Below are 11939 nucleotides of genomic sequence, written 5' to 3' on the forward strand. Positions count from 1 at the left end.
GATCTGGAGCAGGTGGCAAGCGCAACTAATTTGCTGAGGCAACAGATCAACGGAAACGTCAACAGCTGGAGTGGAGATTTACCGATATGGGGAGCGATGCACAACGCTCAGCAATCCATTGCACGGCTCACTGATGATGCGGAACAGTTGGCAGAAGTAGTACGTAAAGCAATCGCTGGCATGGAACGGTTGGAGCAGGAGAATAAAAGAAGCGCCGCCGCATGGTTAGATCAAACGAGAGGATTAGCTCAGCTGCTTGCTCGGTTTCGTCAACACACGATGGCGACTCTTGGCTCCTTACCAGAAGAGATGATGCGAAATGTGAATCGGCTGATCGATAAAGTGGAAGCTTGGCATCGTCCAGATCCGTTCGAGAAAGAGCCGGTGATCCAACAGCTGCGAGAGCGGTTAGCCTCTGCCACACTCCCTCAAGCCGACCGGATACGAATCAAGGCACAGATAGAAGAGATTTATGCGCAGCGAGAGGTGATTGCGAAGGCGCAGCGCGCTTATGAGATGTACAAGCAATACGGGAATACAGCACAGATGCTGCGTGTGCATCAAGTAGCGGAAGATAGCCGGCTTCGATTACTTGCGATGGGTATCCAAGCGCAGACGATAGCGGCGAATGTGGATTTGACGTCAACGTATGCAGGCTCAGCGGTACAGGCCTGCACGTTCGACCCGCTCTATACGAAGCCGATTCCGATCATGGATAGTGAGAGGTACCGAACGTTGCTGATGCTGGGAATGAAGGAAGGGGCAACGGGCACGTGGGCAAGAAACCAGCTGGAGGAGATTGTGTTCCATCGGCAGCAGCTCACCACGAGCACGATTTCGGTCATGCAACAATTACGAGAAGGGAAGTTGCCAAAACAAGACTTGTCAACTATGAGTACGTCCGCACTTCAGCTAAGTCGGTATAACCTGTACAGCAAGCCGAAAGCGATTGTGGAAGAACAAGAAATCGAAAAAGAAGAACCGATCTATAAGCAGATCTGGAATAGCTTAAAAGAGATCGGTAATGATGCGATAGCGGCATCGAACGATCGATGGGACCGCCAATTCGATAGCGTGTATGATTTTGTGAATTATTGGTCTGGTGGACTAACAGGAGCCGTGTGGGAAGGGGCACAGGAACGAACGAATAAATGGCATGATTCGGTCTATGATTTTTCGAACTATCTGTTAATCGGGATACCTGGCATGATCAAGGGAATGGGAGACAGTATAGACGGGACGTTCTTTCCGGCAGAGGCGTGGTCAAAAGAGCATGTGAGTGATATGCTAGGAGCAGTTTCGATAGTAGGCGGAGGAGTAGCAACGAGCATCGGGAAAAAGACGATCCTGAATCCAGTAAAACCAGACCTGACGCCGCCAAACGTACCGAAAGTGGAGCCTTTTAAACCAGATGCTATCCCAGATATGCGTGCTAGGGTTGAAGCCAATATTGAGGCAAGTACAGGCATAAGAGAAGCAACTAAGATAGGAGAGTATCTAAAGAAAGAGAAGGAATTACTAGAATCTATTAAGAATAAAGATATAAGTTCATCCTCTATTAAGGGGATGGGAAATCTTAAATATAAAAAAATCTCTGAAACATCGGCAGAAGATGTGAATAAATGGTGGAAGGAAGAAATGGCCTACAGTGAACCTCCATATAAGCCGGGTACACTTGTTCAAGAAATCGAGTTAACTGAAAAAAGCACATTTGTTCGAGTATACGACGGTGAAAACTCTGGTATCTACGGTGGATGGTTTATGAAAGCCGATGATATTAGGGGACTAACTCCATCGCAAATACAAGTAAAATTCGCATTGCCCACAACTCCCAAGTTTATAGTAGATGTGGAATTGGATGCAGGAACAAGAATACGTGCAGGAACTGCAAATCCACTCTTCGGTTTACAAGGAGGAGGACAACAATTTGATTTAATGGGACAGCGTGTTGGTAATTTCACAAATCCAAGACCGTTACCATGAAGGAGTGAATGAATTGGCGATAACGTTTACTCAATTTGCAAACGAGCTAGTAGTAAACCAAACAAAAATTGTTTTTGACCATAATATACGCTACGTTAAAGAAGTAGATGAAACATTAATCGTATTGCTTGAGATACCTAACAATGTTACGTATTTAAATAATGTATTTGGAATTAATGAAATTGGGGAAATAAAGTGGCGTATTCAAAGTGTTAGTGATGTTTTCCCCTTAAAAAACCCGTTGCCGTTTGAAAACCTAATGGTGAAAGGTACTGACGTTTATGTGTCTGACTTTTACGGTAGAAGGTTCTTATTCAACACAACTAATGGAAAGCTACTTTCAAGTGATGTTATAAGATGATTTCATGATTTTTGGAAACCTTGATTGGCTTAGTGCCTTTCAAGGTTTCTTTTTTGGTGGGGGTTACCCAGTGCCGAATGAACCCATTATTCAACAAATAACACATACAACCCATGTAATACCCGCACATACAACCCATGTAATACCCGTATGAAGATTTCGTCATTTCTGTTGTACGCACATCAAATGCTTTAATTTTATAACCTAAATAACGCTAGGAGCCGTGTGGGAAGGGGCACAGGAACGAACGAATAAATGGGATGATTCGGTCTAAGATTTTTCGAACTATCTGTTAATCGGGGTCCCCGGCATGATCAAGGGAATGGGAGACAGTATAAACGGGACGTTCTTTCCAGCAGAGGCGTGGTCAAAAGAGCATGTGAGTGATATGCTAGGAACAGTTTCGATAGTAGGCGGAGGAGTAGCAGCGAGCATCGGGAAAAAGACGATCCTGAATCCAGTAAAACCAGATCTGACGCCGCCAAACGTACCGAAAGTGGAGCCCTTTAAACCAGATGCTATCCCTGATATGCGTGCTAGGGTTGAAGCCAATATTGAGGCAAGTACAGGCATAAGAGAAGCGTCTAAGATAGGAGAGTATCTAAAGAAAGAGAAGGAATTACTAGAATCTATTAAGAATAAAGATATAAGTTCATCCGATTCTATTAAGGGGACGGGTAAAGTTGATAACCCATATAATGGTGTAAAACAAGCATCAGAATATTTAATATCGCAAGGAGTACCACGTCAATTTAGAAAGACGACATTAGAATCGTTTGTGATCGGTACAATTAAGCTTGATGTTGCTGGTCCAAATACTTATGGGATAAGATTCTATGATAATATTAATGCTAGTGCTAAAGGGAGATATTTATTTGAAACATTTTCACCACAAGTAAATAGAAATAATTTAGCACTTCCACCAGATTGGAACAGAATGACAGGAATTCAACAATGGCAAGTTAAACTAGACACAATTATAATTAAGGGAAAAGCTGGTCCACAGTTTCAAATGGGGGATCACTATACTGGAGGAGTAGAACAATGGTATATAACGAACCTAGACGACTTAATAAAACCTTAAACTTTATTAAGGAAGCTGAAAAATTGAAAATAAAGTTAGAGTGTGAAATTAAAGCTCACAAATTAGGACAGGCTAAAGATGGGACAATAAGTCAACTTGAAAATTTCTATAAAGATATAGAACTAATGGTTGAATCTAACAATCATATCCCATCATATCCAAGAGTTATTACCGACACTTGGGATTTTAATAGCGAACTTGGACTTCAATTATTAGAGTTATATGAGTTATATAAGAAGCTAAAGGAGGGAAATTGACCAGAAAGTATGTATGGAAAAAGAAGGTCAAGAATGGATTGTTTATTTCGGTGAGCGTGGTAATCAGAGAAGTCCGAAGCAGATAAGGAGAGGTTGCAGGAGATGTCAAACAATGAACAGTAAGATAAGTTGCATGTGCAATTAAAAAAAGTATTAGCCCTATTAGCGGAACATTATATAGCACAACCTACGCCTATGCTCGAAATGATTATTTCGCGTTATCAACATGCTATAGAGATATCTTGGAGAAAATAATCTTAAGGATTTGACAAAAGATATGTTTAGAATTAGTGGTTAAATAAGGATACATTGGTGAAATGGATAAGGCTGAGAATATGCTTAAAGAAATTTTTCATTAAAAGTTGGGGCTACCCAGTGCCGAATGAACCCGTCAACACATATAACCCATGGAGTAATTGTATGAAGATTTCGTCATTTCGGTTGTAAGCACATTAATGCTTGAATTGTCACCCCTATAAATAACGCTACTGCTTTACACTGAACAGGTCAATTATGGTCAGATACCACCATGATTGACCTGTTTTTTGTTTCTTCGTTTTCTTGCGGTTTTGAAATCTATCGTAACTTTGCGAATAGATACCCCGATGGATATAGTGTCGAGAGCATTTGCAACACCCCTGATTTCAAGGTTAGTCCGACTTTTATATTATCAGGACGTAACGGAACATCTTCAAGGGGAAGGTCATGTGTCAAACCTAGCCTTCTGCCCTCTGATTAATCTGAATATTTTCATGAAGCACGAGAAGGGAAGTTGCCAAAACAAGACTTGTCAACTATGAGTACGTCCGCACTTCAGCTAAGTCGGGTATAACCTGTACAGCAAGCCGAAAGCGCGATTGTGGAAGAACAAGAAATCGAAAAAGAAGAACCGATCTATAAGCAGATCTGGAATAGCTTAAAAGAGATCGGTAATGATGCGATAGCGGCATCGAACGATCGATGGGACCGCCAATTCGATAGCGTGTATGATTTTGTGAATTATTGGTCTGGTGGACTAACAGGAGCCGTGTGGGAAGGGGCACAGGAACGAACGAATAAATGGGATGATTCGGTCTATGATTTTTCGAACTATCTGTTAATCGGGGTCCCCGGCATGATCAAGGGAATGGGAGACAGTATAGACGGGGCGCTCTTTCCAGAGGAGGCGTGGTCAAAAGAGCATGTGAGTGATATGCTAGGAACAGTTTCGATAGTAGGTGGAGGAGTAGCAGCGAACATCGGGAAAAAGACGATCCTGAATCCAGTAAAACCAGACCTGACGCCGCCTAAGGTACCGAAAGTGGATCCGATACCAGATCAAAAAACAAAGACTGAGGGGACGGGTAAAAATGCTGTGCCTGAAATCAACCCTAAATATGCTACAGCAATTGATAACAAAGTAACTTTGAAAGACCAAGTAGAGCTACCATCTTGGCTTAAAGAAACATTTACAGAAGGTCAATATAGAACTGTGGTTACCAATGAAAATATAATCGTTTATCGTACTTTTGGTGGGAAAGCTGGTGAGAATGGGGCTTTTGCAACTACCGTCCCTGCCGCAAACAGAATATCTAGTAAAATTGATTCTGCACTTTTACCTGAATGGAAGAACAGTAGACAGTATGAAGCAGTTATTGAAATCCCAAAAGGTACTGAACTAAATATTGGTAAGGTCGAGCAACAAATGACTCAGACAGGGACAATTCTCCAAGGAGGGGGAGACCAAATTTTACTACCTCAGAATTGGCCAAAAGAATGGATTAAGGAAATGAGAGAAGTTCCAAGTAGATAAGGAGAGTTAGAAGCTTATGACAAACAGTGAACAGCATGTTAGGTTGTACGAGCAATTAAAAAAAGTACTGGGTCAATTAAAAGAGCATTATATATCACAACCTACGCCCATGCTTGAAATGATTATTTCACGTTATCAACATGCTAATGATATTTTGGAGAGCAATAATCTTGAGGATTTGACAAAAGACATGTTTAGAATTAATGGTTCAGTAAGGGCATATTTAGAATCGTATAGTGACTATATGAATCCAATGCTTGGTGAAATGGATAAGGCGGAGAGTATGCTTAAAGAAATTTTTCGTTAAAAAAATAGGGGCTACCCAGTGCCGAGTTAATCCATTATTCAACTAATAACACATATAACCCATGTAATACCCGTATAAAGATTTCATCATTCCATTGTACGCACAACGAAGATTGAATTTTATACTCTAGATAACGCAATTCCGTTACATTAAACAGGTCGATTATGGTCAGATACCACCATGATTGACCTATTTTTTGTTATCTTCGTTTTCTTGCGGTTTTTTCAAAACAAACGCAACTTTATGAATAGATAGCCCGATGGATAGAGTGTCTAAGACATCGCACCAATTACTCAGGATAGTCCAACCATTATATAGTTAGGACTGAACTGAACAAACGGGAAGGTCATGTGTGAAAAGGCTAGCCACCGATTCCCCAGAGTACAGGGCGGCGGCTACTCTGACAGAACGTCAAGCAAGCTGATATAATGGTAGTAATTGGTTATCCAGTTGCCACCTTCTTTATTCCCAAGTTTAAAATTACAACTTAGGGGACAGGTAATATTGGTTATGATTATCTTGATGAGCAATTAGGTAGCCTAAAAGATAAAGTAGAGATAAAAAGGTATAGTTCTGCTGAAACTGTAAATGATTGGTGGGCAAGTAAAGATTACGATAATCCTCCATATACTAAAAAAAAGGTTGTCCAAGAAATTAAATTAAACGAAGACATTGTTTTTGTAAGAGTATATGATGTAGAGACTTCTGGTATGTATGGTGGTTGGGTTATGAAAGCAGAAGATATCAAAAAGGATTAACACCCTTACAAATACAAGATAAATTTGCATTACCAACTACACCAAAATATATTGCTGAGGTAAAACTTAACGCTGGTGATACTATTCGTATGGGAGAGGCTAATCCTATATTTGGAGCTAGCGGAGGAGGAACACAATTCGATTTAATGGGGCAATATATTGGTGAATTTAAAGAGATTGTAAATTTAACAGATTGGAGTATAGCGAGATGAGCGAAATAAAAATGGACAATAATATAATTTATATCGAAAATGTTCAAATCACTTTTGAAAATAATATTATGCAAGTTAAGAATGAAGGTGATAGAATATTTGTTTTACTCAGTATCCCTCCTAAAAAAACGCTGAGTTATGATGATTGCCATAACATATATTGTTATAGTGAGGGCCAAAGGATGTGGCAAGTGGGACAGCGGCTTAATGGAGATGATACCGTTTTTACAATGATTAACTTAATTGATTCTGTGTTATATGCGCATGACTTTTTAGGCAGACGATTTTCAGTAAATAAAGAAAATGGAATGATAGATAAAATGAATATCACTAAGTGAAATAATTCTTCATGGATTTGTTTAGTTGGTTTACTATAGTCGATTATAAGAGATAATCTCCCACTTCTTTGTCCGTGTCCCAACTCTCAACCGCTACTGAATAAAGTATGGCGGACGATTTTGAGTAGTCTTCCCCCATGTAATACCCATACACAGATTTCGTCATTTTGATTGTACTCACATCAAAATGCTTAAATTTATAACTTAAAATAGCACTTTTCCGTTACAAAAACAAGGCGAGTATGGTCAGATATTACTATAATTGACCTGTTTTTTATTAGCTCCGTTTTTATGGTTTAACAAAAAGAATCATAACTAATACGATGGAAGGAACTGAGCGCATCTTGTAACGGGATTTAGACGACTACTAATGATCGCTTGTCTACTTCGATCATTAGCTTGAACAATTCCAAGAGTATGCCAATAAGCTCTTATTGGTGCGGGGTGAGACGTAGCTTGACATTCCTGTACGCATAAATGACCGACGGAGCGCTCTTTCCAGAGGAGGCGCGGTCAAAAGAGCACGTGAGTGATATGCTAGAGCAGTCACGATAGTAGGCGGAGGCAATCAAATCTTTATCTCGGAGGCGTGGAAGATAAAAGGCCTCGAGGTCATATCAGCTACTCCGATTAAATAACTAGGAAGGGGCATTGTCTGTGATTGAAATTGAAATGATTTATCAAACTAAGGAATTATATCAACAACTATTCAATATTCTAAAGGATGATAGCGATGATCAAGCAATGTTTATAAAAAGTCAATTAGAATTAGGGATAGACCAAATTGATGAATATTATAAATATTAGTTTAATAACTCAGAACCAAACCGTACGGAAGAATTACTAAAAAATTTAGAAAGGAGATATATTGAAATCAACCAACCGCGTATCGGTCTATCGGATTATTACATTTGGAAAGATGATTATGATGAGCGTATGAAAGCAAATGAAACTCTAGATGAAATAAAGGAGAAGCTCTTAAAACTATTTAGGGATATATAGAGTTATGAAAAATAGACAAGATTTCAGGATTGCCACGCAGGTAATGAGAATGTCACCAGCCAGAATTTTCCCACTCCTTGACCATAGACATAACCTTTTTGCGACATTGGAAATAGGCTTTGGAGAGCTCAATACCATGATTTGCTTCAGTCCCTGTAATAATTACTTTGTTCTAAGAACCCTAAACTCTGTTAATTAATGAACCCCATATCTTAGCGTGTTATACAAGCTCTAAGCCTCAATCAGCTTAATCGGAATAGTAATAAACTCGATGTGTCCCCGCCTCTCTACGATTCCATTCCCCTATCAAATCGTTCATTTCATCATCTTACGCCGATACCGTTTCGGCGTCTCACCAGTTAGCCGATATGCTTTGAGCCGTTGCAGTACATACACTATGCTTCTCCTGAAACTTCTCGAGAGAGTGATTTGGTTTCTTCGGCATATCTGTATGGACACGGCATAAGCTGAGTGAGAAAATAATTAAAGAAAAAAGCCTAGAAGTCGTGATCAATCTAAATAAGCAATACACATTTCTTTCAAAAGGAGAAAACAATGAAACTCGTACAAGAAGAAGGAGTGGGTGAATGTCTAATCAAGCATTGCAAAAAGAGAAAGCAGATAGCGAGATAGAATCTATAAAGCAATATGTAGAATCCCCAGAAAAGCAGCGCTCATTGCATAGAAGAACGTTGTTCATCGTCATTGCTTCTCAAATTTTTGGAGGAGCGGGATTGGCAGCAGGCATTACAGTCGGTGCACTGCTAGCTCAGGATATGCTCGGAACGGAAAGCTATGCAGGCATACCGACGGCGCTGTTTACACTAGGCTCTGCGGCCTCAGCGATGATCGTCGGGCGATTGTCACAGAGCAAGGGCCGCCGCATAGGACTGGCGTCGGGTTTCTTAGCTGGTGGTATAGGGGCAATAGGTATTATTCTGGCAGCGATCATGAACAATATCACGCTGCTCTTTCTTTGTTTGTTTGTGTATGGTGCAGGTACAGCAACGAACTTACAGGCTAGATATGCGGGCACGGATTTGGCGCTCCCGACAGAGCGTGCGAAGGCAATTAGTATCGCAATGGTGTTTACAACCTTCGGTGCAGTTGCTGGGCCGAATCTAGTAGAAATAACAGGACGAGTAGCGACTGCTCTTGGTGCTCCTGCACTAACTGGTCCGTTTATGCTGGCAGCTGCTGCATTTCTATTAGCTGGCGCAGTGCTCCTCGCTTTCTTACGACCAGATCCATTAATCGTCGCTAAAGCGATTGCTGCGGCACAACGCCAAAAGGAAAGCCAATTGACGGCAAAACCGCTATCATCTTTAGATGAGGGTATAAACAAACGAGGGATAATTGTAGGTGCCTCTGTGATGGTGTTAACTCAAATCGTTATGGTTGCTATTATGACGATGACACCGATCCATATGCAGCACCACGGACACGGTCTTGGAGAGGTTGGTGTTGTCATCGGTATTCATGTTGCTGCGATGTTTCTCCCCTCATTGCTAACAGGTGTGCTCGTTGATAAATACGGACGATTGCCGATGTCCTATGCTTCAGGTGTCACCTTGCTGCTGGCTGGTCTACTAGCAGCATTTGCACCAGGTGACTCCATGATAATGCTTATTGTTGCACTTGCCCTGCTTGGACTAGGATGGAACTTTGGCTTAATTAGCGGAACAGCAGTAATTGTAGATGCTACACCTCCACACATTCGTGCGAAGACGCAAGGGACGGTCGACGTGCTTATTGCACTTGCTGGGGCAGCCGGAGGGGCTTTGTCTGGCATGGTTGTAGCTCATTCTAGCTTCTCAATGCTGTCACTTGCTGGTGGAATTTTATCCTTGCTGCTTATTCCGGTTGTACTATGGTTCAAACTAAAAAAGAATTAATATCAATACGGGGCGCACTACTAGAACAAATAATCCGCAGTTCTTATTATACGAGCTGCGGATTATTTGTTTCTAATAACCTTTAAGTACAAACTGTCAGCTACCCTTGACTTGACGCCGATACTGTTTAGGCGTCTCATCAGTCAGCCTCATAAACAGTTGATAAAAGTGCCGCATCCCTTGAAAGCCGCATTGTTGTGCGATCGACTCGATCGTATCATCTGTTGCAAGCAGCAGTTCTTTTGCTTTAGCAATTCGCTTCGCGTTTACGTAATCCGTTACGTTCATGCCAGTTACCTGCTTGAAGACACGTGAAAAGTGTCCAGCACTGACGCAGGCCTTTTCCGATAATTCCGCTAGCCCACCGCACTGTAGAGGATTGGAATTGATGTCATGCAAAGCAATTTGAATCCATTGAGGAACAAGGCTAGCTCCAGGCAAAGTGTTTGCTTTTAGTGCTGGGTGTCGGTATAACTCAAGCAGCAATTGCTGCAATTGAAGCCACAATGCTTGACGATATCCCGGAGTTTTTTCATTCAATTCCCTTCCCATTTGATCAATTGCTGCTTCGATTCTCAGTTTGACCGTCTCTGGTAAAACGACTTTATAGTGCTTCGTCTTTCGTGCAATGTCGAAGCACTTAATAGGCTCATATTCATGACTTAGAGTCGAAGTCGCAACGAGCGAAGGCGCGAAAAATATTGCAGATGAAACAATCGGCTCGGTTGCCGAAGGGAATGATCGATGTATCGTGTTGCCCGGGATTAAAAATAAATCACCGGGTTCTTTCTCGTAGAGTGATTGATCGATAAAAAACGTCCCTTTGCCCTCGTGGATGTACACCACTTCATATAAGTCGTGCAGATGATCTGGCAGTTCATTTTCTGTAACTCGAAACCCCTTATAAACTACCTCAAGCGGAAAATTCGGGTCGATCAAAAACGGTTTGCGAAAAGGTTCCATCCAGATTCCCTCCTGCGTTATAGTATAGTTATCATATATCATAATCGGACATAAATTTGCGCAAATTTGATCTTTATATTTCCTATTATAAGTGTACAATCATAATCATCAAGAGAGGAGAGGATTTGTTTGCGTATTGATGCTCATCAGCATTACTGGACGATGACACGATCAGATTACGGATGGATTACGCCAGACCTGCCAGCATTGTACAGAGACTTTATGCCTGAGGATCTCGACATCCATCTAAGGAAACATCGTATTGACGGTACCATTGTCGTGCAGGCTGCTCCTACAGTCGAGGAAACCGACTATTTATTTGCATTGGCTGATCGTTTCAATTCGATTATCGGTGTTGTTGGCTGGCTTGATTTGTTCGATCCATTACATAAAGAGCACTTTAATCGTTACCGACAACATCCCAAATTCGTTGGCTTCCGCCTCATGATCCAAGACATGCCGGATGCTAGTCGTGTACTTGAGCAGAGCTTTGTGGAAGCGCTTCAACAATATGCAACGTTAGATGTCCCAGTAGATCTGCTGGTGACGTCAAGTCAGCTGGATGTGCTTAATGAGCTGTTGGATGCGGTTCCGAGCTTAAGAGGGGTGATCGATCATATTGGCAAGCCGAAAATTGCAGCAGGTGAATTTGAGCTGTGGGCAGCCCAAATGGAACGCGCATCGAAGCATCAAAATGTGTATTGCAAGCTATCTGGCATGGTAACAGAAGCCGACCATCACTTTTGGAAGGCGGAGCAATTTAAGCCTTATATTGAGCATGCGCTTCACGTATTTGGCGTTGATCGCGTAATGTTCGGAACGGACTGGCCAGTTTGCTTGCTTGCTGCAAGCTACGATGAAGTGGTGGAGGTATTAGAAGGAAATCTACCGCAAGCCTGGAGTGAAGAGGAGCGTGCAAAGCTGTTCGGTGACAATGCAAGAACATTTTATAAGCTAAAGTGAATGACATAAGGAGAAAGGAGTGCT

The 11939-nt window shown here is 41.6% G+C and carries 11 protein-coding genes and 1 pseudogene; 11 read left to right on the forward strand and 1 reads right to left on the reverse strand.

Annotated elements, in window-relative coordinates; all coding sequences use genetic code 11:
- The 10 genes and pseudogenes from ACFP56_RS20800 to ACFP56_RS20845 all read left to right on the forward strand — a co-directional run.
- Positions 1 to 1983, forward strand: a pseudogene (locus ACFP56_RS20800) (hypothetical protein); the annotation flags it as partial.
- Between the two features lie 13 nt (positions 1984 to 1996).
- Entirely contained in the window at positions 1997 to 2344 is a 348-nt protein-coding gene (locus ACFP56_RS20805; protein WP_379238260.1) for a hypothetical protein, read from the forward strand.
- Between the two features lie 310 nt (positions 2345 to 2654).
- Positions 2655 to 3428, forward strand: a complete 774-nt coding sequence (locus tag ACFP56_RS20810; RefSeq protein ID WP_379238262.1) for a hypothetical protein — start codon at positions 2655 to 2657, stop codon at positions 3426 to 3428.
- Entirely contained in the window at positions 3389 to 3685 is a 297-nt protein-coding gene (locus ACFP56_RS20815) for a hypothetical protein (protein WP_379238264.1), read from the forward strand. Before ACFP56_RS20810 ends, ACFP56_RS20815 begins: the two co-directional genes overlap by 40 nt.
- A gap of 859 nt (positions 3686 to 4544) precedes the next feature.
- Positions 4545 to 5477, forward strand: a complete 933-nt coding sequence (locus ACFP56_RS20820) for a hypothetical protein (protein ID WP_379238266.1) — start codon at positions 4545 to 4547, stop codon at positions 5475 to 5477.
- Positions 5478 to 5493: 16 nt separating this feature from the next.
- Entirely contained in the window at positions 5494 to 5784 is a 291-nt protein-coding gene (locus ACFP56_RS20825; RefSeq protein WP_379238268.1) for a hypothetical protein, read from the forward strand.
- A 721-nt stretch (positions 5785 to 6505) separates the two neighbouring features.
- Entirely contained in the window at positions 6506 to 6754 is a 249-nt protein-coding gene (locus ACFP56_RS20830; protein WP_379238270.1) for a hypothetical protein, read from the forward strand.
- Complete coding sequence (locus ACFP56_RS20835) at positions 6751 to 7092, forward strand: hypothetical protein (RefSeq protein ID WP_379238272.1); 342 nt, start codon at positions 6751 to 6753, stop codon at positions 7090 to 7092. The genes ACFP56_RS20830 and ACFP56_RS20835 overlap by 4 nt, the downstream gene beginning before the upstream one ends.
- Before the next feature lie 657 nt (positions 7093 to 7749).
- A complete protein-coding gene (locus ACFP56_RS20840) occupies positions 7750 to 7899 on the forward strand; it encodes a hypothetical protein (protein ID WP_379238274.1) in 150 nt (49 codons plus the stop codon).
- 782 nt (positions 7900 to 8681) lie between these two features.
- On the forward strand, positions 8682 to 9989 hold the full coding sequence (locus ACFP56_RS20845) for an MFS transporter (RefSeq protein WP_379238276.1): 1308 nt from the start codon (positions 8682 to 8684) through the stop codon (positions 9987 to 9989).
- A gap of 96 nt (positions 9990 to 10085) precedes the next feature.
- Here ACFP56_RS20845 and ACFP56_RS20850 read toward each other — a convergent pair whose 3' ends face one another.
- Positions 10086 to 10952, reverse strand: a complete 867-nt coding sequence (locus ACFP56_RS20850; protein ID WP_379238278.1) for a helix-turn-helix domain-containing protein — start codon at positions 10950 to 10952, stop codon at positions 10086 to 10088.
- A gap of 129 nt (positions 10953 to 11081) precedes the next feature.
- Between ACFP56_RS20850 and ACFP56_RS20855 the strand changes: the two genes are divergently transcribed.
- Positions 11082 to 11915, forward strand: a complete 834-nt coding sequence (locus ACFP56_RS20855) for an amidohydrolase family protein (RefSeq protein WP_379238280.1) — start codon at positions 11082 to 11084, stop codon at positions 11913 to 11915.
- The last annotated feature ends 24 nt before the right edge of the window (positions 11916 to 11939 follow it).

It is taken from the genome of Paenibacillus septentrionalis (assembly GCF_042659865.1).
Classification (GTDB): domain Bacteria; phylum Bacillota; class Bacilli; order Paenibacillales; family Paenibacillaceae; genus Pristimantibacillus; species Pristimantibacillus septentrionalis.